The sequence below is a fragment of the Candidatus Sodalis endolongispinus genome (genome assembly GCF_018777395.1).
GTDB classification, from domain to species: Bacteria; Pseudomonadota; Gammaproteobacteria; order Enterobacterales; family Enterobacteriaceae; genus Sodalis_B; species Sodalis_B endolongispinus.
Genome location: NZ_JAFJYC010000004.1, coordinates 1 through 25,720 on the forward strand (window position 1 = coordinate 1; position 25,720 = coordinate 25,720).

The following is a 25,720-nucleotide window of genomic DNA, read 5'->3' on the forward strand; positions in this document are numbered from 1 at the left end:
GAGTCGGCGTGAGTTTGCTCGTCGTGCGTCGCGGCAGGCGGGAGCACCGGCGCTGTAGCGGCGGTGTGTTCTCTAGCGCCCGGCACGACCGGCAATTGCGCGGTTTCTGAGCCGTGGACAGCGTTGCTCAAGGTCTCGACGCCCGGCTTAGACGACTCGGCATTGGGTTGCGCCGGCGTTTGCGGCAAATCGGTGGCCGTGAGTGCTACGGTGCTGCCGGCGGCCGGTTCGGCCTGCGCCATCTGCCATTGCGCTATTTGCCGATCCTCGGGGGCGATCACCGGCGGTACCTCATCAGCGGCAGCTTCCTGCGCCGGCGATGGATGCTGCGGGACCAGCGTTGATTGCGGCAGTTCATTGCCTTGCAGCGCTTCGCTGACTATCACCGCTTCGCCTGCCGACGCGGCGGCAAACGTAGCCTGAGCCTGTGAGATTGCATCATCAGTCACCTCTATCGTCTGGGAACCTCCCGCTACATCGGCAACCGCGTCGTGTTCCGTTTGCTCGATGGGGGTGACGGGGTAACTCACCCACACTTTACCCGAGGCCATTTCCGGCGACACGACCGCGCTGGTAAGCGGTACCGGCGACGAGAGCGGATAACGTTCATCACGGTAGCGGCGGCTGCGGCGCTGACCGCTGACGCGCAAATGACGAGGTGAACGCCGTGAACGGCGCGGCAGCCCGGCTTCGTTACCGTTACGTGCACCGTCGACATTGCCGGCATCCAGCGCGGCGTCATTCTCGCCTTGCAGACCGTCGTTACCTTCATTGTCGTCCTGGCTTTCTACCGCCGCATTGAATGCGGCCGTGGCGCTTTCCGCTGCGGCGGTCGGCGCGGCGACAGGAGGGGCAGCTCGATCGCCGACGCGGATTTTGCGATTCAGGGCGCGACGCTGAAGGCGCGGCTGAACCTGAACCGGCTTATCGTCTTCATCGACGGCGTTGCCGCTGTCTGACTCTACAACGGCGACCGGTAGCGCTTTGATCTCCTGCTCGGCAGTTTGCGCTTTCGGCTCTTGCTGGCGACGGCGCTGACGATCCTGGCGCGGTTCGCGGCGCGGTTGAGCCTGCTCTTCCTGCGGCATTTCATCAATAATGTCGCTTACGGTTTCTGTCTCATTAAGGGGCTGCGGACGCTTGCGGCGCGGATCGTCCCGGCTATCGCGGCGCTCGCGCGGCTGACGGCTTTCCTGACCGGCGCGGGCCGGCTCGCCACTGCGGTCACGGCGACCGCTCTGCCGGCGTTGACCACGGCGATCCTGACGCTCATGGCGGCGCGGCGTTTCCGCCTCGGCCGGTGCTTCGACCACCACCGCGTCAGCGGCGTCGGCTTCTTGCTGTTGCGCCGGTGATCCGATGAGTGATTTAAAGCCGTCGACCAAGCGGCCAAACAGGCCGCGAGAGGGGCTGGCGCTCGCCGCGCTGACGGCAGGCGCAGCCTGCATAATGGTTTCAGCCACAGACGATTTCTCACTGACCATCGGTGGATCGGGCATCACAAATGCCGCCAGCGCCGGTTGCTCAGGGCGCTTGCGCTCTGCGGTAGGCTCCTCAGACGGCTGGGTCATCTCCGCTTCATGCAACTGCGGCAGCAGATAGCTCAGGGTAGGGGCTTCTTCGCCCTTACGCACGCGCAGCACGGCGTAATGCGGGGTCTGCATTTGATCGTTCGGCACGATAACCGCCCGCACGCCGCCCTGACGTTTTTCAATAGCGTTAACGGCTTCGCGTTTCTCGTTCAGCAGGTAAGACGCGATAGGTACCGGCACGATGGCATGCACTTCGTGGGTATTCTCTTTCAGCGCCTCTTCTTCAATAAGCCGCAATATGAAAAGGGAAAGGGATTCGTTATCACGGATGGTGCCGGTGCCGCCGCAGCGGGGGCAGACGTGATGGCTCGATTCACCCAACGACGGGCTCAGCCGCTGACGGGACAACTCCAGCAGGCCAAAGCGGGAAATGCGCCCGATTTGAATGCGGGCACGGTCCTGACGGACCGATTCACGCAGGCAGTTTTCCACCTCACGCTGGTGGCGCACCGGTGTCATATCGATAAAGTCGATAACGATCAAGCCGCCCAAGTCGCGCAGACGCAGCTGGCGGGCGATTTCATCCGCCGCCTCGAGGTTGTTATTGAAAGCGGTTTCTTCAATATCGCCGCCGCGGGTTGAACGCGCGGAGTTGATATCGATGGCGGTTAATGCCTCGGTGGTATCAATGACAATGGAGCCACCGGAGGGCAGCCGCACTTCACGCTGAAATGCCGATTCAATCTGTGATTCGATCTGGTAGTGGCTGAATAGCGGAATTTCACCACTATAGAGTTTAATTTTACTGGTAAAATCCGGGCGGCCCAGCGAGGCAATATGCTCTTTCGCCAGGTCCAGCACCTTGGGATTGTCGATCAGAATTTCGCCGATGTCTGGCCGCAAATAATCGCGGAAGGCGCGGACGATAACATTACTTTCCTGGTGGATCAAAAACGGCGCCGGACGTCCTTCTGCGGCTTTTTTAATCGCCTGCCAGTGTTTAAGACGGAAAGCTAGATCCCATTGCAGCGCATCGGCCGACTTACCGACGCCGGCGGTGCGGACGATAAGGCCCATGCCGTCGGGAAGCTCAAGGGAGGATAAGGCTTCTTTCAGCTCGGTGCGGTCGTCGCCTTCGATGCGGCGCGAAATGCCGCCCGCGCGCGGATTGTTCGGCATCAGCACCAGATAACTGCCGGCCAGGCTGATAAATGTGGTCAGCGCTGCGCCTTTATTACCCCGTTCTTCTTTATCGACCTGGACGATGACTTCCTGCCCTTCACGCAGCACATCCTTGATATTAGGTCTGCCGTGAGAAGAATATTGAGGAGGAAAATACTCGCGAGAAATTCCTTTTAGGGGAAGGAAACCGTGGCGCTCGGCGCCATAATCCACAAACGCTGCTTCCAGGCTGGGTTCAATACGGGTGATCTTACTCTTGTAGATATTGGCTTTTTTCTGCTCATGCCCGGGGCTTTCAATATCCAGGTCATACAGCCGCTGGCCATCTACCAGTGCGACGCGCAACTCTTCCTGTTGAGTTGCGTTAATTAACATTCTTTTCATCGTAACTTACTCATTTTTTATGCATTGGCATCAGAGCTGCGGGCAAAAAACCGCATGGCCGGGTAATCACCGACGGCCCCGTGACTTGGCGCAAAGCCGCCAACCTCACGGTTGTCGCTTGCTAAGGGGCGCATTATTTCGGTAGCCTGTTATCCCATAACGGAAAACAGCACTTTTACAGGGGAATAACGTCTGATGATTATTGCCAGAACGGATTCCTTTTGCCGGCCAAGCTGCAATCCGCAGCCCGCTAACTGTCCGATTAGCCATTACGTCTTACGCCATTGCTGCGTTTAGGCTGAACCAGACAAATTCAAAATTCCTCGATCACTCGTCCCAGACGCGAAAACGTGGAAAGTAAATGCATTATTCCACTGCTGACACGCATATAGCAAGACGACTTTAGCCATCGATGACAAGTTTCAGACCCATCCTGATGGCTTCTCAAAGAATAGCGTAACGAGTACACCGGACCAGAAAAAACCTTTTACCGATGAAACCACAGTTAAGCACATAAAAAGAAGTGGCGCTATGGTGTCGGTATATTTAGAATCCCGGCCCATGAATGAGAATAATCTCGGCGTACATTTTATCACCATCTCCGCAGACGAAGCCGGTCAGCGGATAGACAATTTTTTGCGTACGCACCTCAAAGGGGTGCCGAAAAGCATGATTTACCGCATCGTGCGTAAAGGTGAAGTACGCGTCAATAAAAAAAGGGTAAAACCGGAATACAAACTGCAAAATGATGATGAAGTGCGTATTCCGCCGGTGCGACGCTCGGATGAAGAGCAGGCGCCGGTTTCCACCGGGCTGGATAAAGTCGCTGCGTTAAATGATGCCGTGCTCTACGAAGACGACCATTTGCTGATCCTCAACAAGCCGGCCGGCACGGCGGTGCATGGCGGCAGCGGTATGAGTTTTGGCGTCATCGAGGGCCTGCGCGCGCTGCGGCCCGACGCGCGCTTTTTGGAACTGGTTCACCGCCTGGATAGGGACACTTCCGGGGTACTATTGGTGGCCAAGAAACGTTCCGCACTGCGGGAGTTGCATGAGCAGTTACGCGCTAAAGGAATGCAAAAAGATTATTTAGCGCTGGTGCGCGGTCAGTGGCAGTCCCATGTCAAAACGGTCGCGGCGCCGCTGTTGAAGAATATTCTCGCCAGCGGCGAGCGCATCGTGCGGGTCAACAGCGAAGGTAAACCGTCAGAAACCCGTTTCAAGGTCGAGGAGCGGTTTACGCTGGCCACCCTGGTCCGGGCCAGCCCGGTCACCGGACGTACCCACCAGATTTGCGTGCATGCCCAATACGCCGGCCACCCGATTGCGTTTGACGATCGCTACGGTGACGGCGCGTTTGATCAGCAGCTGAAAGGCTGTGGTCTGAACCGGCTGTTTCTGCATGCGGCCGCGCTGCGCTTTGGCCATCCCGGGAGCGGCGAAACGATGCGGATAGAAGCGCCGCTGGACGCGCCGTTGCGGCAGTGCCTGCTGTATTTGCGCGACAATCACAAGTAGTCGTGCCGGCTGTTAACGGTTACCCCGCAGCGGGTTAACCCCCTCCCGGCGCAACATGCCGGCGAGGGCCAGCAGCGGTAGCCCGATAAGCGTGTTGGGATCCCGCCCCTCAAGCGCCTCAAACAGCGCAATCCCCAGTCCTTCGCATTGAAAACTGCCCGCACAGTGCAAGGGTTGTTCCAAATGCACATAACCGGCGATTTCGGCGTCCTCCAGCGCCCGGAAATGGACGACAAAGGGTTCCGTACAGGCCTGCAGCCGCCCGCTGGCGCTGTTTAGCAGCGCCAGGCCGGTGTAGAAGGTTACGGCTTTGCCGCGGGCACGGGTCAGCTGTGCGATGGCGTTGGCTTGCGTGAGCGGCTTCCACGCGATTTGACCATCAAGCACGCAGCATTGATCGGCGCCGATGATCAGATGCCGGGGATAATGCTCGGCCAGCGCCTGCGCTTTCGCGATGGCCAGACGCTGTACCATTTTCGCCGCGTCTTCACCGGCGAGGTGCGTTTCATCGATATCCGGCGCGTGAAAAGCAAACGGTATGCTCAGTTTCTCCAACAGCGCGCGGCGGTAAGGTGAAGAGTAGGCCAAAACGAGTTTATTCATCACAATGTTATCCACAGCAGGGTCAAATTCACCGCTGCATTCTAAACTGTCCGGCGCCAAGAAGGCGAATATGGGTGAAAAGCGGTGCAAAACCCCCTTTTTCTTTGACTCCCGCGCGTTACAAAGTTAATATGCGCGCCCTATGCAAAAGGTAAAATTACCCTTGACCATTGATGCGGTCCGTACCGCTCAGAAACGCCTGGACTACGCTGGTGTCTATGCGCCTGAGCGGGTGACGCGTGTTGCCGAATCCGTGGTGAGTGTGGAGAGTGATGTCGAGGCCGCGTTATCGTTCGCAATTGATAACCAGCGCCTGGCGGTGATTAGCGGTCAGGCGGGCGTAGAGGTGACTCTGCGCTGCCAGCGCTGCAATCAGCCGTTCGCGCATCAGGTACACACGACATTTTGTTTCAGTTCGGTCGTCAGCGACGAACAGGCTGAGGCGTTGCCGGAAGCGTACGAAGCGGTCTACGTCGACGAATTTGGCGAGGTGGATTTGTTGGCAATGATAGAAGATGAAATTATTCTTTCATTGCCTATCGCACCGGTGCATGATCCTTCACACTGTGAAGTGTCCGCAACGGAACAGGTATTTGGTAAACTACCCGCCGAGGCGGAAAAACCTAATCCATTTTCCGTATTAGCCAGTTTAAAGCATAAGTAATCGAGGAGTAAGGTCTATGGCCGTACAACAAAACAAGCCCACCCGTTCCAAACGTGGTATGCGCCGTTCTCATGACGCGCTGACCACCGCCGCTGTATCAGTGGACAAAGCTTCCGGTGAAACCCACCTGCGCCACCACATCACCGCCGACGGTTTCTACCGCGGTCGTAAAGTTATCGCCAAGTAATTCCTAAAGGCGATACATTGAGACGTCTAACCCTGGCGTTAGATGCAATGGGTGGTGACTTTGGTCCTGCCGTGACGGTGCCTGCAGCTTTGCAGGCACTGGTCTCATATCCGCAACTTGAGCTGCTGCTTGTCGGCAATCACGCAGCACTGAATCCTTTACTGGCAAAAACCGATTCCGTTCTGCTCGAGCGATTGACGGTCATTCCCGCTGAATCGGTTATTACCAGTGACGCCAAACCGTCGCAGGCCATACGGGCAAGCCGCGGCACCTCCATGCGCGTTGCGTTGGAGCTTATCAATGACGGACGTGCCCAGGCCTGCGTCAGCGCCGGCAATACCGGTGCATTGATGGGGCTGGCGAAGTTGGTGCTAAAACCCCTTGACGGTATTGAGCGGCCGGCGCTAATGGTGGTGTTGCCCCATCAAAAACAAGGGAAAACCGTCGTGCTGGATTTGGGCGCCAATGTCGCCTGCGATGGGGCGATGCTGGCGCAATTCGCCGTGATGGGCGCGGTGATGGCGGAGCATATCGTGGGGGTCACTAACCCGCCGCGCGTGGCGTTGCTGAATATTGGCGAGGAAGAAAGCAAGGGCCTCGATCCGATTCAGCAAGCGGCGGCACTGTTACGGGATGTTCCGTCAATCAATTATATCGGCTATCTTGAAGCTAATGAATTATTGACGGGGAAAACCGATGTCCTGGTCTGTGACGGTTTTGTAGGTAACGTCACATTAAAGACTATGGAAGGGGTGATAAGAGTTTTTCTGTCATTGCTGAAATCCTCTGGGGAAAGCGGCAAGCAGGGTTGGCTGATGCAATGGGTCAAGCGCTGGATGAAACGTCGCCTGATGCGTCAATTCGGTCAACTGAATCCCGACCAATACAATGGCGCTTGCCTGATAGGTTTGCGCGGTACCGTTATCAAAAGTCACGGTGCGGCCAACCAGCGCGCGTTTACCGCCGCTATCGAACAGGCAATGCAAGCGGTGGAGCGGCAGATCCCGGAGCGGATAGCCGCACGCCTGGATGCGGTACTACCCAAGAGTGATTAAGCGTACATGTTTACAAAGATTCTCGGTACCGGGAGTTATCTCCCGGCGCAGATCCGGTCCAATGCCGACCTGGAAAAAATGGTGGACACGTCGGATGAGTGGATTGTCACTCGCACCGGCATCCGCGAACGCCGTATCGCCAGGGCGGATGAAACCGTCTCCAGCATGGGACGTGACGCGGCTGAACAAGCGCTGAACATGGCCGGCATTGCGGCGGAGCAAGTCGGCATGATTATTGTCGCCACCACGTCGTCTAGCCATGCTTTTCCCAGTTCAGCCTGTCAGATCCAGCGCGACATGGGTATCAATGACTGCATCGCCTTCGATCTGGCGGCGGCCTGCGCCGGCTTTGCCTATGCGCTGAGCGTGGCGGACAACTACATCAAAAACGGCGCGGTCGATTATGCGCTGGTGGTCGGCTCCGATACCTTAAGCCACACCCTGGACCCTGAGGATCGCGGCACGCTGATTCTGTTCGGCGATGGTGCGGGCGCGGTGGTGCTCGGACGTTCCGCCGCGCCGGGCATCATCTCCACACATCTGCATGCCGATGGTCGCTATGGCGGTTTGCTGACGCTCCCATACCATAATCGTCTCGATCCGGCTGCGTCCGACTACCTGACGATGTCGGGAAACGAATTGTTCAAGGTGGCGGTGACCGAACTGGCGCATATCGTCGACGAAACACTCAGCGCCAACGGGCTCGACCGCAGTGAGCTGGACTGGCTGGTGCCTCATCAGGCCAACCTGCGCATTATTACCGCCACCGCCAAACGGCTGGGCATGGGTATGGAAAAAGTGGTCGTCACGCTTGACAGGCACGGGAACACCTCTGCCGCTTCCGTGCCGCTGGCGCTGGACGAAGCGGTGCGTGACGGCCGCATTCAGCCGGGACACCTGGTGCTGCTCGAAGCGTTTGGCGGCGGTTTCACCTGGGGTTCGGCGCTGTTACGGTTTTAATCAACAGGAAGCATAAGAATGACTGTTTTTGCCATGGTATTTCCAGGACAGGGCTCCCAGACGGTAGGTATGTTGGCGGAGCTGGCGGCTGACCACGCGGTGGTCGGGGCGACGTTTGCCGAAGCTTCCGCCGTCCTGGGTTATGATTTATGGCAGCGGGTGCAGCAAGGCCCGGCTGAAGAGCTGAACAAGACCTGGGTGACCCAGCCGGCATTATTGACGGCGTCGGTCGCGATATGGCGCGTCTGGCAGCAGCAGGGCGGACCGGCGCCGGCGCTTCTGGCCGGCCACAGTCTGGGCGAGTATTCGGCGCTGGTGTGCGCCGGCAGTCTGGATTTCGCCGCGGCAGTCGCGCTGGTGGCGCTGCGCGGCAAGCTGATGCAGGACGCGGTGCCGGACGGTACCGGCGCGATGTCCGCTATTATCGGTCTGGATAACGATGCTATCGCCGCCTGCGAACGGGCGGCCCAAGGGCAGGTGGTGTCGCCGGTCAACTTTAATTCCCCGGGTCAGGTGGTTATCGCTGGTCATAAAGAAGCGGTGGAGCGGGCCGGCCTGGCCTGTAAAGAAGCCGGCGCCAAGCGCGCGCTGCCGCTGCCGGTCAGCGTGCCGTCACATTGTGCCTTGATGAAGCCTGCGGCGGAAAAACTGGCGCAGGCACTGGAAGCGGTAACATTCGCCGCGCCGCAGATCCCGGTGATCAACAATGTGGATGTGCGCGCGGAGCAGAGTCCGGCGGCCATCCGCCAGGCGCTGGTGCGCCAGCTTTACAGCCCGGTGCGCTGGACTGAAACCGTGGAATACCTCGCGGCCCAGGGCGCGGAGGTGTTGCTGGAGGTCGGTCCTGGTAAAGTCCTTACTGGTCTGACTAAACGTATTGTCGGCACCTTATCGGGCGCGGCGGTGAATGATCCCGCCTCGCTGGCCGCGGCGATTGACCATTAATATTGGGGTTAGAGATGAGCTTAGAAGGTAAAATTGCGCTGGTGACCGGCGCCAGCCGCGGTATTGGCCGCGCGATAGCGGAAATGCTCGCGGCGCGTGGCGCGACGGTGATTGGTACCGCTACCAGTGAAACGGGCGCTGCCGCCATCAGTGCCTATCTGGGTGCCAGCGGCAAAGGAATGGAATTGGACGTTTCCAACAACGCCTCCATCGATATTTTTTTAGAGAAAATGCGCGCGGAGTTTGGCGACGCGGATATTTTAGTGAATAATGCAGGCATTACGCGTGATAATCTGCTGATGCGCATGAAAGAAGATGAATGGCAGTCTATTCTTGATACTAATCTGACGTCCGTATTCCGCATGTCAAAAGCGGTAATGCGGGCCATGATGAAAAAGCGCTACGGCAGAATTATTACCATCGGTTCTGTTGTGGGCTCCGTGGGTAATGCCGGGCAGGCAAATTATGCTGCCGCCAAGGCGGGCCTGATAGGGTTTAGTAAATCGCTGGCTCGTGAGGTCGCCTCGCGCGGCATTACGGTCAATGTGGTGGCGCCGGGATTTATCGCGACCGATATGACCGAAGCGTTGACAGATGAGCACCGTGCGGGCATTTTGTCCCAGATTCCGGCAAACCGTCTTGGCTATCCGAAAGAAATCGCCAGTGCTGTCGCTTTTTTCGCCTCTGAAGAGGCAGCATACATTACCGGCGAAACGATACATGTCAATGGCGGCATGTATATGCTGTGAAAAGCACGAAAATCATTTGCGTTATTTGTGGTAAAAACCGCAAAATAGCATAAAATCGTGGTTCGACCAGCCGTGATTGAGTTGCATCTTTTTCAACATTTTATACACTACGAAAACCATCGCGTAAGCGAGTTTTGATAGGAAATTTAAGAGTATGAGCACTATCGAAGAAAGCGTTAAGGCAATCATCGCTGAGCAACTGGGCGTTAAGAAAGAAGAAGTCGTAAATAATGCTTCTTTCGTTGACGACCTCGGCGCTGACTCTCTTGACACCGTTGAGCTGGTAATGGCGCTGGAAGAAGAGTTCGATACCGAAATTCCGGACGAGGAAGCTGAAAAAATCACTACTGTTCAGGCAGCAATTGATTTTATTCAGGCAAGCCAGCAGTAAGCGAACATCCTTAGGCGGTCACTCGACCGCCTAAGTTTTTTAGTCCCACAGTAAACTATTTTCCCTCCCTGGAGGACAAACGTGTCTAAGCGTCGAGTAGTTGTGACCGGACTTGGCATGTTGTCTCCTGTCGGCAATACCGTAGAATCTACGTGGAGCGCGCTCCTTGCTGGACAGAGTGGCATCGGCCTGATCGACCATTTTGATACTACTGCCTATGCAACACGTTTTGCAGGCTTAGTTAAAAATTTTAATTCTGAAGACTATCTGTCGCGCAAAGAAGCGCGCAAGATGGATGCCTTCATCCAGTATGGCGTTGCTGCTGGCCTCCAGGCAATGCAGGACTCCAGCCTGGTTGTGACTGAAGACAATGCCGATCGTATCGGTGCGGCCATCGGTTCGGGAATTGGCGGCCTGGGATTGATTAAAGAGAATCATACCGCGCTGGTGAACGGCGGACCGCGTAAAATCAGTCCCTTCTTTGTGCCTTCTACCATCGTCAATATGGTGGCCGGTCATTTGTCCATCATGTGCGGCCTGCGCGGCCCCAGTATTTCCATTGCCACCGCCTGTACTACCGGTGTGCATAATATCGGACATGCGGCGCGCATTATCGCTTACGATGACGCGGACGTGATGCTGGCGGGGGGCGCCGAAAAAGGCAGCACGCCGCTGGGCGTCGGTGGCTTTTGCGCAGCGCGGGCGCTGTCGACCCGCAACGAGAGTCCTGAGACCGCGAGCCGGCCATGGGATCGCGATCGTGACGGTTTTGTCCTGGGCGACGGCGCGGGCGTCATGGTGCTGGAGGAGTATGAACATGCCAAACGGCGCGGGGCGAAAATTTACGCCGAAGTGGTCGGGTTTGGCATGAGTAGCGATGCTTACCACATGACGTCACCGCCGGACGACGGCGCTGGTGCCGCGCGCTCAATGATCAACGCGCTGCGTGATGCGGGTATTACGCCGGCACAGGTGGCCTACATCAATGCGCACGGGACCTCGACGCCCGCCGGCGATAAAGCGGAAACCCAGGCGGTGAAAGCAGTCTTCGCCGAGTATGCCGGCAAAGTGATGGTAAGCTCGACCAAGTCGATGACGGGCCATCTGCTGGGGGCGGCCGGCGCTATTGAGGCTATTTTCAGCGTATTGGCGTTGCGCGATCAGGCGATTCCACCGACCATTAACCTGGATAATCCAGATGAGGGCTGCGATCTGGACTATGTGCCGAAAGAGGCCCGCCAGGTGAAGGGAATGGATTATACCCTGTGTAACTCGTTCGGCTTCGGCGGCACCAACGGCTCGCTGGTGTTCCGCGCGATATAATCGTAACATGTTGCTCAATGGCCCGTTAACGGGCCATTTTTTTACTGTCCTGCGTCCGGCCAACAGGAGGCGAAATGTATTGGATCAACGGTATCCCGCAGGCACAATTGCCGCTCACCGATCGCGCTATACATTTTGGTGATGGTTTCTTCACCACCGCCCGGGTGCTGGACGGAGATATCCCTTTGCTGGCGTGGCATCTTGAACGACTGGCGCTGGCGGTGCAGCGGTTGCTGTTCGCGCCGTTCGATGCCGACGCCCTGCGCCGGGAAATGCTGGCGGCGGCCAACGGGGGCGGCGAAGGCGTCATCAAAGCGCTAATAAGCCGCGGTAGCGGTGGCCGCGGCTACAGCTTCAACGGCTGCGGCGCGCCGGTGCGCATTGTTTCGCGCTCGCCGGCGCCGGCGCATTACCCCCGCTGGCGCCAGGACGGTGTGCGACTGCATCAAATCCCGGTACGGCTGGCGCGTAATCCGCTGCTGGCGGGGATCAAACATAATAACCGGCTTGAACAAGTGCTGATCCGCGCCCATCTGGATCGCGACGGTGCGGATGAAGCGCTGGTGCTGGATAGCGAAGATGTTGTGGTGGAGTGCGCCAGCGCCAATCTGTTCTGGCGCCGGGGGCGGGAACGTGTTTACCCCCACGCTGCACTATGCTGGCGTCGCGGGTGTGATGCGTCGTCACGTCATGGCGTTGCTGCCGGCGTTATGCTATTCGCTGGCGGAGGTGGTCGTCGGCGCCGATGCTTTGGCAACGGCGGATGAGGTGTTCATCACCAACGCGTTGTTGCCGGTGGTGCCGGTAAGGGCGATTGACAGTCGGCACTACGCCGACAGAACGCTGTATCAGCAGCTTTGCCCGCTGTGTTGACGGGCATCGGGCCGAAAAGAGGTTAGGCTGGCCGCCGTCTGGCCGGCCCGCGAGATTGTAAGGGAAAGAAAAGTAAACGATGAAAAAGAAACGGCCCTTGATCATGCTGTCACTGGTGCTGCTCGCGCTGGCCGTCGGCTGTCTGCTGCGGTTAAAACACTTCGCCGCCGAACCCTTGCTCCTCAAGCAGGAAACGATCTTTACCCTACCGGCCGGGACCGGCCGTGACGGTTTGGAAAACCTACTGCGCCAGCGGCAGTTGGTGCGGCATGTCGGCTGGCTGCCCTGGCTGATGGAGCTGGAGCCGAAGCTGGCGCCGGTGAAGGCCGGTACCTATCGGCTCAAGCCGGGAATGACGGTGCGCGATCTGCTGCTGCTGGTCAGCGGCAAAGAAGCGCAGTTTGCCATCCGCTTCATTGAAGGGTCGACGGTTAAAGAATGGCTGGCCGTGCTGGCCCGAGCCCCCTATCTGAAGCACGACTTGCAGGGCGTCACGCCGCAGACGCTGGGCGCCAAATTGGGGGCGCCGGCGGATAGCGTGCTGGAAGGGCAATTTTACCCCGACACCTATCTGTATACCGCCAATACTCCCGACAGTGCGATACTCAAGCGCGCCCGCCAGCGCATGGAGACCACGTTGGCGGAAATCTGGCAGGGGCGGGCCGAGGGCCTGCCGTATAAGACCACGCCGTCGCTGTTGACCATGGCGTCTATCGTAGAGAAAGAAACCGGGGTGAAGGAGGAGCGGGCGCGGGTGGCATCGGTGTTTATCAACCGGCTGCGTGGCGGGATGAAATTGCAGACCGACCCGACGGTGATTTACGGTATGGGCGACGATTATCGCGGCACTATCACGCGGCAGGATTTAACCACGCCGACGCCGTATAATACTTATATCATTAGCGGGCTGCCGCCGACGCCGATTGCGATGCCCGGCCAGGCTTCCCTCGAAGCCGCCGCGCACCCGGAGAAAAGCGCCTATCTCTATTTTGTCGCCGACGGGCACGGCGGCCATGTCTTTACCACCAATCTGGCGAGCCATAACCAGGCGGTGCAGCAATATCGGCAGCGGCAAAATGCAAAGGAAAATTATGAACAGTAAATTCATCGTGATTGAAGGCCTGGAAGGCGCCGGCAAAACCAGCGCAATTGCCCAGGTGGTGGACGTCCTGCGGCAGCAGGGTATTCACGATGTGGTTTTTACCCGCGAGCCGGGCGGCACGCCGCTGGCGGAGGCGCTGCGTACGCTGATTAAAGACGGGGCGGGTGACGAGCCGGTGACCGACCGCGCGGAATTATTGATGCTGTACGCCGCGCGCGTACAGCTGGTGGAAGGGGTTATCAAGCCGGCGCTGGCCCGAGGGGCCTGGGTGGTAGGCGACCGCCACGATCTTTCCTCCCAGACCTATCAAGGTGGGGGACGCTGCATGGATGCGCGCCTGCTGGAAACCCTGCGCGATGCGGTACTGGGAGATTTTCGCCCTGATTTGACGCTGTACCTGGATATCCCGCCGGCGCTCGGTTTGGCCCGCGCCCGCGCCCGCGGCGAGCTCGATCGTATCGAGGTGGAATCGCTGGCGTTTTTCGACCGCACCCGGGCGCGTTACCAGGCGCTGGCGGCGGCGGACAACCGTATCGTCACCATTGACGCCAGCCAGCCGCTTGCCGCGGTGAGCGACGCCATTCGCCACCAATTGACGCACTGGTTGCGTGCCCAGGCGCCCTCGCCATGAAATGGTATCCCTGGCTCAACGCCCCCTATCGGCAGATACTGGCGCGCTACCGGCAAGCGCGCGGGCATCACGCCCTACTGTTGCACAGTCAGCCTGGCAACGGTGAGGCGTCGTTATGCTATGCGCTAAGCCGCTGGCTGATGTGCCGGCAGCCGGACGGTATCAAAAGCTGCGGCGTTTGCCATAGCTGCCGGCTGATGATGGCCGGCAATCATCACGACTTTCATCAGCCGGAGCCGGAAAAAGGCCGCCAGAGTCTGGGGGTGGATACGATTCGCGCCATTATCGACAGCGTATATGGCCGCGCGCGCCAGGGCGGGGTGAAAGTGGTATGGCTGCTCCACGCCGAGCTGCTTACCGAGCAGGCGGCCAACGCGCTACTGAAAACCCTGGAAGAACCGCCGGAAGATACCTATTTTCTTATCGGGTGCCAGACGCCGTCGCGCCTGTTGCCGACGCTCAGAAGCCGCTGTCTTTATTGGCTGCTGCCGGCCCCGGATGAGGCGATGGGCCTGCGCTGGCTGCACCAGGCGGGCTATGAAGACTCTCTGTCGGCCCGCACCGCCCTGCGCCTGTGCGGCAACGCGCCGCTGGCGGCGGCGGTGTTGCTCCAGCCGACGCGCTGGCAGGAGCGGTTGACGCTGTGCGCGGCGCTGCAGGAGGCCCACGCCAGCGGCGATTTTCTAGCGCTGTTGCCGGCGCTGAACCGGGATAAAGATGATGGGCCGCTGCACTGGCTGCTCAGCCTGCTGACCGATGCGCTGAAATGGCAGCAGGGCGCGCAGGCATTTCTGGTTAATGCTGACAGGACGGAGCTGGTGGCCGCGCTGGCCGCGCGCTGGCCGGCAGTCGTACTGCACGCGCAGTGGCAGCAGTGGCTGCAATGCCTGCGTCAGTGGCAGGAGATAAGCGGCGTCAATCGCGAACTCTTGCTGACCCACCACTTGCTCAATTGGGAGCAGGGCGTGGCGAACGCCAGCGTTTCCTTGTGATGTAGTAATAAGGGTAAATTATGTTTTTAGTCGATTCTCACTGCCATCTCGATGGCCTGGATTATCAAACGCTGCACCGGGATGTAGCGGATGTCGCGGACAAGGCCCGCGCGCGGGATGTGAAGCTGATGCTGGCGGTGTGTACGACGCTCCCCGGTTTTCATGCCATGGCAGCAATGATAGGCCGCCGTGATGATGTGTTGTTTTCCTGCGGCATCCATCCGCTTAATCTCGATGAGCCATACGATTTCGCCGAACTGCGGCGTCTGGCGGCGGGGGAGGGCGTGGTAGCGCTCGGTGAGACCGGTTTGGATTACTATTATCAGCAGGACAACAAGGCGCAGCAGCAGGCGGTGTTCCGCGAACATATCCGCGTGGGGCGCGCGCTGGATAAGCCGGTGATTGTGCATACCCGCAGCGCGCGTGAAGACACGCTGGCCATCCTTCGTGAGGAGCAAGCCCATGAATGTGGCGGCGTACTGCACTGCTTCACCGAAGACCGCGATACCGCCAAAGCGCTGCTGGACCTGGGCTTTTACATCTCGTTCTCCGGCATTGTCACCTTCCGCAATGCAGAGGCGCAGCGCGAGGCGGCTCGCTATGTCCCACTGGATCGGCTGCTGGTGGAAACTGACTCCCCCTATCTGGCGCCGGTGCCTTATCGCGGGAAAGAGAATCAGCCGGCGTATGTGCGTGATGTGGCGGAGTTTATGGCGACGCTGAAAGGCGTGCCCTTAACGCAGCTGGCGGACGCCACCACCGCCAATTTCGGTCGTTTGTTCCACTCGACATGCAGCCCTACCCTCGACGCCAGCTGATGTAAATAAATTGCCTTATTATTCGACTCAAAATAAATATTGAATAGCTTTACTCTTGCGCGCAATTATACCCGCGTAGGCCGGACGGCAAATGTCCGGCAGCGCGGCGCCCGCGCCAGGGGCTGCTGCTGCCCGCCATCTGGCCGCCGTCGCGCACGGTGGCGTCGTAAGTGGAGTGGCCTGATAGGGGCCCTCAACGCCGGTCTGTCCCGAGCGCGTTCTTTTTTTATGGCAATGATAACGTCTCTTAACAGGCGCCGCCGGTTTGCTCCCGGCGCGGCGTCTGATGCACCACGATTCTGATTCAGGAGTGAAAAAAACCATGTTGCAGAATGCATTCGCTCACCTGCAAAAAATCGGTAAATCGCTGATGTTGCCGGTTTCCGTCTTGCCTGTCGCCGGCATTTTGCTGGGGGTGGGCTCTGCGGAATTCCACTGGCTGCCGGCCGTCGTTTCTAACGTCATGGCGGAGGCGGGTGGATTGGTTTTTGCTAATATGCCGCTGATTTTCGCGATTGGCGTGGCGCTGGGGTTTACCCATAACGACGGCGTTTCGGCGCTGGCGGCGGTGGTGGCCTACGGTATTATGATCAAAACCATCGCCGTCGTGGCGCCGTTAATTCTGCAATTGTCGACCAATGAGGTTGCCGTAAAACATCTGGCGGATACGGGGGTTTTGGGGTGGATTATCGCCGGGGCCATCGCCGCGTCGATGTTTAACCGCTTCTACCGCATCAAGCTGCCGGAATATCTCGGTTTCTTTGCCGGTAAACGTTTCGTGCCGATTATCTCCGGTCTGCTGGCGATACTGTTCGGCCTGATGCTGTCGTTTATTTGGCCGCCCATCGGCGCCGCTATCCAGGATTTTTCCCACTGGGCCGCCTACCAGAACCCGATGGTCGCCTTCGGTATTTACGGCGTGCTGGAGCGGGCGCTGGTGCCGTTTGGTCTGCACCATATCTGGAATGTTCCCTTCCAGATGCAGGTGGGCGAATTCACCAATGCCGCCGGTCAGGTTTTCCATGGTGATATTCCGCGTTATATGTCGGGCGATCCCACCGCCGGCAAGCTCTCGGGCGGGTTTTTGTTTAAAAGGTATGGCCTGCCGGCCGCCGCTATCGCTATTTGGCACACAGCCCGGCCGGAGAACCCGCGCCCGCGTCGGCGGTATCATGATTTCCGCCGCGTTGACCGCTTTTTTGACCGGAATTACCGAGCCTATCGAGTTCTCCTTTATGTTCGTGGCGCCAGTGTTGTATGTCATTCACGCCATGCTGGCCGGGCTGGCGTTCCCGCTGTGTATTCTGCTGGGTATGCGCGACGGCACCAGCTTTTTTCGCACGGCTTAATCGATTTTATCGTGTTAAGCGGTAACAGTAGCCGCATTTGGCTGTTTCCGTTGGTGGGTATAGCCTATGGATTGGTGTATTACAGCCTGTTCCGCCTGCTCATTGTGAAGCTGAATCTTCACACGCCGGGGCGCGACGCCGCGGTAATCGAGACGCTGTCCCAGGGCGGCAGCGAACGGGCCGCGGCGCTGGTGATGGCTTTCGGCGGCAGAACCAATATCACCAGTCTTGACGCCTGTATCACCCGGCTACGTATCAGCGTGGCGGATGTGGTGAAAGTGGATCAGGCCATCTTGAAACAGCTGGGCGCCCGCGGTGTGGTGGTGGTGGGTTCCGGTGTACAGGCGATTTTCGGTACACAATCGTATAATTTGAAAACCGAAATGGATGACTATCTGCGACAGCCGGCGTAACCCGCGTCGGCGCGTGAGGCACACGGGGTCAGAGTGCCGCTGCGATGTCGATGCGCCCGCCTGCGGAGGCAAATTTTCTCCGGCACAGGGAGACGAACGCCTCCCTGTTTGCTATGGTTAATACGTTCAGGTCGCCACTTTGCGCTATAAGTGTTTATTTTAATGACGCGGCCGGTTGAAAAGCAGGGATCTCCTCACTCATACTCCCGTTACCCACCCGTCAGGAAACAAGGAACGCCGTCATGGCCGAAGAAACCATTTTTAGTAAAATTATCCGCCGGGAAATTCCCGCAGATATTCTCTATCAGGATGATTTGGTTACCGCATTTCGCGACATCAGCCCCAAAGCGCCCAGCCATATTTTGATTGTCACTAACGTGCTGATCCCCACCGCCAATGATGTCACCGCCGACGATGAAGCGGCGCTTGGGCGTTTGTTCACCGTCGCGGCGAAAATCGCCCGACAAGAGGGCATCGACGAGGATGGCTACCGGTTGATCGTGAATTGCAACCGCCACGGCGGCCAGGAAGTTTATCATTTGCACATGCATCTTTTGGGCGGCAAACCGCTTGGTCCGCTGGTGGCCTGATGCGCTAAGGAAAAACATGCGTTTAGCACCTTGGGTCGCGGCGTTATTGCTGCTCGCCGGCTGCAGCAGCGGCGATCACGCCTTGATAATCAATAATCAGCAATCGCTGGTGATGGGCTCGTCAGTGCTCAGCGCCGGCGTCACCGCCGCACCGCCATCGCTAACCACCGATCGGGGACAGCTTAGCGCCTATAGTCTCCTCAGTAACGATCATCCTGCGCCGGTCACCGTGCATTACCGTTTCTACTGGTACGATGCGCAGGGATTAGATGTTATCCCTTTCGCCGCCACGCGTACGCTTATCGTACCGCCTAACGGCCAAGTGCGAGTGCAAGCGGTGAATGGGAATCCAGAGGCGAAACACGTCCGTCTCTATTTGTCTTTGCAATAAAGGGTCAACGTCGAGTCTACAATGAAAAACAGAGCCTTAATCGTCCTCGCAGCGCTGGTACTGGCCAGCTGTACCTCCCGAACGCCCGCGCCGCCGCCGGCGACCATCGAGCCGGTGCCGCCGCCGGTTACGGTACCGGTGCAGCCGCCGCCAGCCACCAGCGCGCCGGTGCCGATGCCGCCGAAAATCAAGACCATTGACTGGCAGGCCAGCCTGTCGCCCATGGTGCAGCAACTGCTGGCGGTAGAGGGGATCAACGACGGTAGCGTATTGCTGGTTAATACTATGAAAAACGCCACCAACGGCAGCATGCAGACCGGGAAAGCTACAGCGTCGCTCACTCGGCTCATTGCCGACGCCGGCGGTAAATTTCAGGTCGTCGGCGCCGAGCAATTGAATGCAGCGCGCCAGACGCTGGGGCTTTCTACAGACGACAGTCTGGAGTCGCGCAGCAAAGCGGTGGGGCTGGCGCGCTACCTGAATGCGCAATATGTGCTCTACAGCGCCGCCAGCGGCGACGTGAAGCAGCCGACGCTCGATCTCCAACTGATGCTGGTGCAGACCGGCGAAATTATCTGGTCCGGTAACGGCGTTGCCCAGGACTGAGCCCGGCCTGCGGTCGGCGCTGGCGCATTGCCTGCCGTCCGCGCTGGCGAAGACGGTCGAACCTCAGCCGGTCAGCGGCCTGACCGGCGAAAGCTGGCGGCTACAGGGGGCCGGATTTGATGTGCTGGCACGGGGTGCCAGCGGGCAGAAAACGCAACTGGGGGTCAGTCGCCGTCGGGAGTTTCGCCTGTTACGCGTTCTTAACAGCAGCGGTCTGGCACCGCGTCCGCGGGGCTTTAGCGACGGCTGGCTATTGGTGGACTGGCTGCCTGGCGAGCCGGCAGACGTTCAAGGCTGGCAGCACGCGCTGGCGGCGGGCACTTTGGCGGCCACGCTGGCGACGCTGCATCAGCACCGGCTCAGCGGTTATCCGTTGGATCTGCAGGCGCGCTACGCGCGTTATTGGCACAGCAGCGATCCGGCGCGGCGCTCGCCGGCCTGGCTGGCGCTGCAGCGGCAATTTTTGCGCCGGCGTCCGCCGGCGGCGCTGCGCCAAGCGCTGTTGCATATGGATGTGCATCAAGGCAATGTGCTGTGCCAAGCGGACGGTTCTCTGGCGCTCATCGACTGGGAATATGCCGGCGACGGCGATGTCGCGCTGGAGCTGGCGGCGTTATTTTGCGGCAATGCGCTGCCGGTTGCGACCTGTGAGCGGGTGTTGGCCGACTATGTGCGGCAAATGCCCGGTCTTGAGCGCGAGCGATTGCGCCGGCATATAGACGCCTGGATCCCCTGGGTCAATTATTTAATGTTGTTATGGTATGAGACGCGCTGGCACCAGAGCGGCAATCGTGATTTTATCGCCCTGGCAGCGCCGCTGCGCCGTTTTTTTCATCTGCCAGGCTAAGCGTTTCGAGTGCTTGCAGTAGCAGGTAACCTCTGCGCGCCGTTTGCTGGCAAGTCGTTCCGCTCGCCGGCTTGCCTGACTATTTCGCCGCGTTTCCAGCGTAACCCGGCGCTCCCCAGACGTGTTCGCCGCGTTTCCAGCGTAGCCCGGCGGTTCCCCAGACGACTTCACCGGGCTCCCAGTGTAGCCCGACGGTTCCACAGACATCTTCGCCGCGTTTTTAGCGAAACATGGCGGTTCCCCGGACACCTTCGCCGGGCTCCCAGCAAAACCTGGCGGCTCCCCAGATATTTTCGCCTTGCTGCCAGCGAAACACGGCGGTTCGCCGAGAGTAAGACTGTCGCTTTGCCGAACCTGTTTCGGGGCCCGACGATGGGCTATTGCCGCACCACCGCCACGCCGGTTATCGTTTATGACTGACCCAAGACCCAAACCTGTGATCTGTGATCTTGAAGATGCGCACAGGTTGCGCCTTCGCCACGCCCGGTCAGGGATATTCACCGGGGTTCAGGCGCGTGACGCCGCGACAGCAGCGTCAATAAGATCCCGGCGCTGAGCGGCGGCAGCAGCAGGCGCGAAACCGGCGAAAGCGTATAACCATAGAGCGCGTTCTCCAGCAAGAGCGCAATAACCGGAAAAATTAAAAAAACCGTGGAAGCCTGGAAGGCGCTGGCTTTTTTCTGAAGCGAGAAATAACACAGGATACCAAAGACGCCCGCCACCACACCCAAATAAAGCGTTGCACCAATCGAACCGGCAGAAAAATCTTGCCAGCGGGGTTGTTCCAACAACCAACCGGCAGCGATTAATGCTAATCCCGCTGCGCAGCAGGGTAGCGCATTGAATGTCAACACCGCCACGCGGCAGCCGCGCTTTTTGCAAAGCGTATACATCAGCGCATGCATGATTAATGCCACGATTAACGCCAGGGCGCCTTGCCAGTGGCAGCGGCTGGTCTCCTTTGCTTCGCTAAGCAGCACCGCTGCTAGCGAAGCAATCGCCAGCAGTAACCCCAGAATTTGCAGCTTGCAGGTTTTCTCCTTTAACAACAGCTTTGAGGCGATAAGCACCGCCACGGGCATATTGGCGAATATTACCGACGCCAGGCCCGAACTCACGGTTTGCTCGCCGTAAATCATCAATGAAAAGGGAATAGCGAAATAAAATACCGCCACCGCACATTGGAATAGACGCTGGCCGCGGGAAAAAAGTAATGGCGCGCGGGTTACCCAGGCCATAATGATAAGCAGTGGTGAGGCGGCAATAAAACGCATGCCGGTCGCAAACAACGGCGGAATGGTTTCCACCGCTATTTTCATGGCCAGCCAGGTGGTGCCCCAGGTTAAACAGACAAGGATAAATAGCAGTGATATCGTGATCCTTCGCATGAAATTCTCCTTATCTAAAGAAATAATTTTAACCGTTTGACGGCAGAAAAATAGTGCCTGACGCGCCGCTTATAGAGTAATTTCAGTGCATGATATTCTTCATCAAAAACACCGGCATGATGGATAAAAAAATAATAGAGTTCTGCGTTATTAAAGCGTAACCAAAAGCCATACATGCTGGAATGGGGACTGTCAGGGGATTGCACGCCCGATTATGGCAGGTAAAGCATCAGGCATTAGCAGCAAAGCGGAATATATTTCTGGCCGGGTTGCTTTATTGGTCAGCGAAAAAAACCAGGCCTAACGTTGACCGTGTTTGTGATGATAATTATTTATAAATATAATCGTAATGGTTACCATCAGCTGGCGCATTATATAATATACCTTGCTGAAGTGACCGGTGGTTTGGTAAGATCGATGAATATGATGCATTATTGAAAGTTATTATTGCCGATAGCCAGGCGTTTATCGCTTTTTTATAAAAGACTGATTAACGCCACCCAAGGATTAAACGTTATGATAACCTCTGTTGTTATGGAACATATTTAAGGCACCCCCTTATCGACTGTTAGCAGGATATTCTCGCCTATGCTACATCGGGAAACGTTTACTGCCGGAGTGGCATGTCATCGGCACATCTTTGACGCGTTTAAAACCAGTTTTCAGTACCGAGGTTGTCACGTGCGGGCCAGAAGAGAATGCGGCGGGCGATACCCTGACGCTCAATAGGGTTTATGCTGAGACGGGGCGTTGCCGCCCGCTGCCATGCGACTGCGGCGGTTGGCGTGTTTACACCGGCGCGGAGCCGGAAACCTTGGCTGCCGGTTGGCGCCTTAGGCGAGAGAATCTGTCATCTATCAATGTTGCCGGGCGGCGAGCGTTGTAACCTCATTGTTGCGATTGTCGCCCCGCCGTCGAACCCAAAGGAAGAGGAAAACGATGATTATTTATCTGCACGGTTTTGATGCCACCAGCCTTGGCAATCACGAAAAGGTGTTGCAATTGCAGTTCATCGATCCCGATGTGCGGCTTATCAGTTACAGTACCCGCCATCCCCGTCACGACATGCAGCATCTGCTTAAGGAAGTGGACGAAATGCAGCAATTGACCGACGACGAGCGGCCGCTCATCTGCGGCGTCGGTCTGGGCGGGTTTTGGGCTGAGCGCATCGGTTTTTTATGCGACATGCGCCAGGTTATCCTTAATCCCAATCTTTTTCCGCAAGAGAATATGCCGGGTAAAGTTGACCGACCCGAGGAGTACGTGGATATCGCCACCAAATGCGTGGATAATTTCCGCGAAAAAAATCGCGATCGTTGTCTGGTGCTCCTGTCGCGTCAGGATGATGCGCTGGACGTTAATCGCAGTTCCGGGCTGCTTTCTCCCTTCTATGAAATTATCTGGGATGAGCACGAAGGCCATAAATTTAAAAATATTTCTCCCCATTTACGGCGCCTGCTGGCCTTTAAATCGTTAGGCTAAGGCCGGACGGCGGGTGACAACGGCGATAGGAACAGGCCGAAAAAATTGATTCATATCAATTTTGGTATGACCAAATGACCTCCCATGGTATTCTGGCGCCAAGAGCGCATTAAGATATAACCCTATGTTATCTAAGGATGTTTTTTTATTTACGCTTAGTTAACGAACGGTTTACATTTAGGGGGCATTTTGACCACACCACTGAAAAAGATTGTCATTATCGGCGGCGTCGCCGGCGGGTTGGAGAGCTGGCGACCAGCTTGGGGCACAAGTTGGGGCGGCGCAAGCGGGCGATGATTACGCTTGTGGATCGCAACCATAGCCACCTTTGGAAACCGTTACTGCACGAGGTGGCTACCGGTTCGCTGGATGAGGGGGTGGATGCTCTCAGTTACATGGCCCATGCCCGCAATCATGCGTTTGTGTTTCAGCTTGGCAGTATGAGCGACATAGATCGTGAGCAATAGCAGGTGCTGCTGGACGAAATCCGCGACGATCAGGGGGCGCTGCTGGTGCCAGCACGCCGGCTGGATTATGACATTCTGGTGCTGGCGCTCGGCAGCACCTCGAACGATTTTGGCACAGCCGGCGTCAAAGAACATTGTATTTTCCTCGATAATCAGCGCCAGGCGCAGCGTTTCCACAATGAAATGCTTAATCTGTTTTTGAAATTTTCCGCCAAGGGCGACCTGGAATGGAAAGTGAATATCGCCATCGGCGGCGGCGGCGCCACCGGCGTCGAACTGTCGGCCGAGCTGCACAATGCGGTTCAGCAGTTGCATAGCTATGGTTTCAAATGGCTCGACAATCAGGCATTGAACGTCACGCTGGTCGAGGCGGGTGAACGTATTTTGCCGGCCCTGCCGCCGCGCATCAGTAGTTGACCAAGCTGGGCGTCAGGGTATTGACCAAAACCATGGTCACCAGCGCTGATGCGGGCGGGCTGCATACCAAGGAGGGCGAATATCTGCAGGCCGAATTGATGGTGTGGGCCGCCGGCATCAAAGCGCCGGATTTTATGAAGGATATCGCTGGTCTGGAAACCAATCGCATCAATCAACTGGTGGTTGAGCCGACGTTGCAGACCACGCGCGACCCGGCAATTTTTGCGCTTGGCGATTGCGCGTCTTGCGCAATGCCTTCGGGGGGCGTGGTGCCGCCGCGCGCCCAGGCGGCACATCAAATGGCCTCGCGCGCCCACGGTAATATTCTGGCGCTGCTGCGCGGGCAACCGCTGAAAGCCTATAGCTACAAAGATCATGGCTGTTGGTGTCGCTATCGCGTTTCAGCACCGTTGGCAGCCTGATGGGCAACCTGATGCGCGGTTCGATGATGATAGAAGGGCGCATTGCCCGCGCGGTTTACATTTCGCTCTATCGGATGCACCAGATTGCGCTGCATGGGTATATCAAAACCGGCTTGATTATGTTGGTCGGTAGAATTAACCGCGTGATCCGCCCACACCTCAAACTCCATTAATTGCGGCGCGGCGATGTCCGAGGGTTGTCTTGTCGGCTCGTCGCCATCCGTCGCCATCCGCCGCCATCCGCCGCCATCCGCCGCCATCCGCCGCCCCCCGGCCCGGCGCAGGTGCAACTTGCGCCGGGCCGGGGGGGCCAAGCGCGCGTTCTTCAAAGTGGTTTGAAGGCGGCTTTTAGCGGCGGTGCCGTTTGCCTTAGCCACTTCACCGTCTTTCCGCTTTTACCCGCTGTGCGGGCCGTGAATCAGAGTCTATCCCCTCGACGACATGCCTGTGTAGCTCTCAGCCGCGGGCCGGTAAACGCCGCGCCGTGCGTTCGCCGTCGGGCAGTTCACCGCCAGCCGTGCGTTTGCCCTTGCCTGTTCATGCCAGACGTGCGTTCGCTGTTGCCAGTTCACAGCCAGACGTGTACCGGATCGTGGCAGCAGGAAATAGCGTCGTACTGCTTTGTAGGGTTAGGAATCATCCCAAAGCGCCTGAAGTGCCGACAGAGTAGCCTTTTTTCGCCCTTAATCTTATTGCCGCTAACGCTTTCCTTGGGCAGACTTTGAGTTATCCCGGGGGTGCCACGCTTGCCGTCCGGGAGGAGCGCCAGGGCTCGGGTTACGCTTGCGGTTAAAAGGAAGCTAGGGTTATGCGTCCGTTCACCGTTAGCGGGTGCGTGATAATTGTCAGGAGGTTCTCCGTGAATAAATCATTATTGGCAGGCGTCGGCATTGGTATTGCCGCCGCGTCGGGTATCGCGGCGGTCGCGGGGCTGGATGTGTTTTCCTCCAGCCCGAAATACGCCCAGGTCGTCACGGCATCGCCCATCAATGAAACGATTAAAACGCCGCGTCAGGAGTGTCGTACGGTCGCCGTGACCCACCGCCGCCCGGTGCAGGACGAGAACAAAATCGCCGGTTCGGTATTGGGCGCCGTGGCCGGTGGGGTCCTCGGCCATAAGTTCGGTGGCGGACGGGGCAGGGATGTCGCAACCGTAGCCGGTGCCATGGCGGGCGGCTATGCGGGCAATCAGGTGCAGGGCAATCTGCAGGATCGCGATACCTATACCACCAATCGCCAGCGTTGCCAGACGGTGTATGATAAATCGCAGAAACTGCTGGGCTATGACGTCACATATAAAATTGGCGATCAGCAAGGCAAAATCCGCATGGACCACGATCCGGGCACCAAAATCCCCCTGGATCGCAACGGTCAACTGGTGTTAAACGATCAGGCCTAACGTGGGCAGGTTGCGGTTCGCCACCGTCGCCATAGCGGCA

Annotated in this window: 22 protein-coding genes and 3 pseudogenes; 22 read left to right on the forward strand and 3 right to left on the reverse strand. The window is 58.0% G+C overall.

Annotated elements, in window-relative coordinates:
- A partial coding sequence (gene rne, locus JZM24_RS17650) for a ribonuclease E (RefSeq protein WP_215671371.1) occupies positions 1–3,098 on the reverse strand: 3,098 nt, incomplete at its 3' end.
- A 561-nt stretch (positions 3,099–3,659) separates the two neighbouring features.
- On the opposite strand from rne, the gene rluC reads away from it, so the two are divergent.
- Entirely contained in the window at positions 3,660–4,616 is a 957-nt protein-coding gene (gene rluC / locus JZM24_RS17655) for a 23S rRNA pseudouridine(955/2504/2580) synthase RluC (protein WP_215671374.1), read from the forward strand.
- A gap of 12 nt (positions 4,617–4,628) precedes the next feature.
- Here rluC and JZM24_RS17660 read toward each other — a convergent pair whose 3' ends face one another.
- A complete protein-coding gene (locus JZM24_RS17660) occupies positions 4,629–5,219 on the reverse strand; it encodes a Maf family protein (RefSeq protein WP_215671376.1) in 591 nt (196 codons plus the stop codon).
- A gap of 142 nt (positions 5,220–5,361) precedes the next feature.
- On the opposite strand from JZM24_RS17660, the gene yceD reads away from it, so the two are divergent.
- From yceD to JZM24_RS17750, 18 genes and pseudogenes are all read left to right on the forward strand, one after another.
- Positions 5,362–5,883, forward strand: a complete 522-nt coding sequence (gene yceD, locus JZM24_RS17665) for a 23S rRNA accumulation protein YceD (protein ID WP_215671378.1) — start codon at positions 5,362–5,364, stop codon at positions 5,881–5,883.
- 16 nt (positions 5,884–5,899) lie between these two features.
- Positions 5,900–6,070, forward strand: a complete 171-nt coding sequence (gene rpmF / locus JZM24_RS17670) for a 50S ribosomal protein L32 (RefSeq protein ID WP_215671380.1) — start codon at positions 5,900–5,902, stop codon at positions 6,068–6,070.
- A gap of 17 nt (positions 6,071–6,087) precedes the next feature.
- Positions 6,088–7,125, forward strand: a complete 1,038-nt coding sequence (plsX, locus tag JZM24_RS17675) for a phosphate acyltransferase PlsX (RefSeq protein ID WP_215671382.1) — start codon at positions 6,088–6,090, stop codon at positions 7,123–7,125.
- Positions 7,126–7,131: 6 nt separating this feature from the next.
- The gene (locus JZM24_RS17680) at positions 7,132–8,085 is read left to right on the forward strand and encodes a beta-ketoacyl-ACP synthase III (protein ID WP_215671383.1); all 954 of its coding nucleotides are present in this window, start codon (positions 7,132–7,134) and stop codon (positions 8,083–8,085) included.
- An 18-nt stretch (positions 8,086–8,103) separates the two neighbouring features.
- Entirely contained in the window at positions 8,104–9,030 is a 927-nt protein-coding gene (fabD, locus tag JZM24_RS17685; protein WP_215671386.1) for an ACP S-malonyltransferase, read from the forward strand.
- Positions 9,031–9,044: 14 nt separating this feature from the next.
- The gene (gene fabG, locus JZM24_RS17690) at positions 9,045–9,779 is read left to right on the forward strand and encodes a 3-oxoacyl-ACP reductase FabG (protein ID WP_215671388.1); all 735 of its coding nucleotides are present in this window, start codon (positions 9,045–9,047) and stop codon (positions 9,777–9,779) included.
- 154 nt (positions 9,780–9,933) lie between these two features.
- Positions 9,934–10,170 carry an acyl carrier protein gene (gene acpP / locus JZM24_RS17695; protein ID WP_011410921.1) on the forward strand — a complete coding sequence of 79 codons (237 nt, stop codon included), beginning with the start codon at positions 9,934–9,936 and terminating at the stop codon, positions 10,168–10,170.
- 81 nt (positions 10,171–10,251) lie between these two features.
- Entirely contained in the window at positions 10,252–11,493 is a 1,242-nt protein-coding gene (gene fabF, locus JZM24_RS17700) for a beta-ketoacyl-ACP synthase II (RefSeq protein WP_215671390.1), read from the forward strand.
- A gap of 74 nt (positions 11,494–11,567) precedes the next feature.
- Positions 11,568–12,366: pseudogene (gene pabC / locus JZM24_RS17705) on the forward strand (aminodeoxychorismate lyase).
- Positions 12,367–12,445: 79 nt separating this feature from the next.
- The gene (mltG, locus tag JZM24_RS17710; RefSeq protein ID WP_215671392.1) at positions 12,446–13,468 is read left to right on the forward strand and encodes an endolytic transglycosylase MltG; all 1,023 of its coding nucleotides are present in this window, start codon (positions 12,446–12,448) and stop codon (positions 13,466–13,468) included.
- Positions 13,458–14,099 (forward strand): dTMP kinase, encoded by a 642-nt coding sequence (gene tmk, locus JZM24_RS17715; RefSeq protein ID WP_215671394.1) that lies wholly within the window; start codon positions 13,458–13,460, stop codon positions 14,097–14,099. Before mltG ends, tmk begins: the two co-directional genes overlap by 11 nt.
- Positions 14,096–15,091 (forward strand): DNA polymerase III subunit delta', encoded by a 996-nt coding sequence (holB, locus tag JZM24_RS17720; protein ID WP_215671396.1) that lies wholly within the window; start codon positions 14,096–14,098, stop codon positions 15,089–15,091. Before tmk ends, holB begins: the two co-directional genes overlap by 4 nt.
- A gap of 20 nt (positions 15,092–15,111) precedes the next feature.
- Positions 15,112–15,909, forward strand: coding sequence for a metal-dependent hydrolase (locus tag JZM24_RS17725; RefSeq protein ID WP_215671398.1), 798 nt, complete (start codon positions 15,112–15,114; stop codon positions 15,907–15,909).
- 322 nt (positions 15,910–16,231) lie between these two features.
- Positions 16,232–17,671, forward strand: a pseudogene (gene ptsG, locus JZM24_RS17730) (PTS glucose transporter subunit IIBC).
- Between the two features lie 242 nt (positions 17,672–17,913).
- Positions 17,914–18,261, forward strand: a complete 348-nt coding sequence (hinT, locus tag JZM24_RS17735; RefSeq protein WP_215671400.1) for a purine nucleoside phosphoramidase — start codon at positions 17,914–17,916, stop codon at positions 18,259–18,261.
- A gap of 16 nt (positions 18,262–18,277) precedes the next feature.
- Complete coding sequence (locus tag JZM24_RS17740) at positions 18,278–18,652, forward strand: YcfL family putative periplasmic lipoprotein (protein ID WP_215671402.1); 375 nt, start codon at positions 18,278–18,280, stop codon at positions 18,650–18,652.
- A gap of 21 nt (positions 18,653–18,673) precedes the next feature.
- Positions 18,674–19,258, forward strand: a complete 585-nt coding sequence (gene lpoB / locus JZM24_RS17745; protein WP_215671404.1) for a penicillin-binding protein activator LpoB — start codon at positions 18,674–18,676, stop codon at positions 19,256–19,258.
- Positions 19,245–20,105: a phosphotransferase gene (locus JZM24_RS17750; RefSeq protein ID WP_215671406.1), complete on the forward strand. Its 861-nt coding sequence runs from the start codon at positions 19,245–19,247 to the stop codon at positions 20,103–20,105. The genes lpoB and JZM24_RS17750 overlap by 14 nt, the downstream gene beginning before the upstream one ends.
- Positions 20,106–20,602: 497 nt before the next feature.
- Here JZM24_RS17750 and JZM24_RS17755 read toward each other — a convergent pair whose 3' ends face one another.
- Positions 20,603–21,493, reverse strand: coding sequence for a DMT family transporter (locus tag JZM24_RS17755; RefSeq protein WP_215671408.1), 891 nt, complete (start codon positions 21,491–21,493; stop codon positions 20,603–20,605).
- A 939-nt stretch (positions 21,494–22,432) separates the two neighbouring features.
- On the opposite strand from JZM24_RS17755, the gene ycfP reads away from it, so the two are divergent.
- The 3 genes and pseudogenes from ycfP (at position 22,433) to JZM24_RS17770 (ending at position 25,680) form a co-directional block, all read left to right on the forward strand.
- Positions 22,433–22,975, forward strand: a complete 543-nt coding sequence (gene ycfP, locus JZM24_RS17760; RefSeq protein WP_215671410.1) for an alpha/beta hydrolase YcfP — start codon at positions 22,433–22,435, stop codon at positions 22,973–22,975.
- 189 nt (positions 22,976–23,164) lie between these two features.
- Positions 23,165–24,454, forward strand: a pseudogene (locus JZM24_RS17765) (NAD(P)/FAD-dependent oxidoreductase).
- Positions 24,455–25,140: 686 nt separating this feature from the next.
- Positions 25,141–25,680 carry a glycine zipper 2TM domain-containing protein gene (locus JZM24_RS17770; protein ID WP_215671413.1) on the forward strand — a complete coding sequence of 180 codons (540 nt, stop codon included), beginning with the start codon at positions 25,141–25,143 and terminating at the stop codon, positions 25,678–25,680.
- The last annotated feature ends 40 nt before the right edge of the window (positions 25,681–25,720 follow it).

Bases quoted from the DNA above. Each gene is read 5' to 3' on its own strand.
- rluC (WP_215671374.1), top strand. From the start codon at position 3,660: ATGAATGAGAATAATCTCGGCGTACATTTTATCACCATCTCCGCAGAC.
- JZM24_RS17660 (WP_215671376.1), bottom strand. From the start codon at position 5,219: ATGAATAAACTCGTTTTGGCCTACTCTTCACCTTACCGCCGCGCGCTG.
- yceD (WP_215671378.1), top strand. From the start codon at position 5,362: ATGCAAAAGGTAAAATTACCCTTGACCATTGATGCGGTCCGTACCGCT.
- rpmF (WP_215671380.1), top strand. From the start codon at position 5,900: ATGGCCGTACAACAAAACAAGCCCACCCGTTCCAAACGTGGTATGCGC.
- JZM24_RS17680 (WP_215671383.1), top strand. From the start codon at position 7,132: ATGTTTACAAAGATTCTCGGTACCGGGAGTTATCTCCCGGCGCAGATC.
- fabD (WP_215671386.1), top strand. From the start codon at position 8,104: ATGACTGTTTTTGCCATGGTATTTCCAGGACAGGGCTCCCAGACGGTA.
- fabG (WP_215671388.1), top strand. From the start codon at position 9,045: ATGAGCTTAGAAGGTAAAATTGCGCTGGTGACCGGCGCCAGCCGCGGT.
- acpP (WP_011410921.1), top strand. From the start codon at position 9,934: ATGAGCACTATCGAAGAAAGCGTTAAGGCAATCATCGCTGAGCAACTG.
- mltG (WP_215671392.1), top strand. From the start codon at position 12,446: ATGAAAAAGAAACGGCCCTTGATCATGCTGTCACTGGTGCTGCTCGCG.
- tmk (WP_215671394.1), top strand. From the start codon at position 13,458: ATGAACAGTAAATTCATCGTGATTGAAGGCCTGGAAGGCGCCGGCAAA.
- holB (WP_215671396.1), top strand. From the start codon at position 14,096: ATGAAATGGTATCCCTGGCTCAACGCCCCCTATCGGCAGATACTGGCG.
- JZM24_RS17725 (WP_215671398.1), top strand. From the start codon at position 15,112: ATGTTTTTAGTCGATTCTCACTGCCATCTCGATGGCCTGGATTATCAA.
- hinT (WP_215671400.1), top strand. From the start codon at position 17,914: ATGGCCGAAGAAACCATTTTTAGTAAAATTATCCGCCGGGAAATTCCC.
- JZM24_RS17740 (WP_215671402.1), top strand. From the start codon at position 18,278: ATGCGTTTAGCACCTTGGGTCGCGGCGTTATTGCTGCTCGCCGGCTGC.
- lpoB (WP_215671404.1), top strand. From the start codon at position 18,674: ATGAAAAACAGAGCCTTAATCGTCCTCGCAGCGCTGGTACTGGCCAGC.
- JZM24_RS17755 (WP_215671408.1), bottom strand. From the start codon at position 21,493: ATGCGAAGGATCACGATATCACTGCTATTTATCCTTGTCTGTTTAACC.
- ycfP (WP_215671410.1), top strand. From the start codon at position 22,433: ATGATTATTTATCTGCACGGTTTTGATGCCACCAGCCTTGGCAATCAC.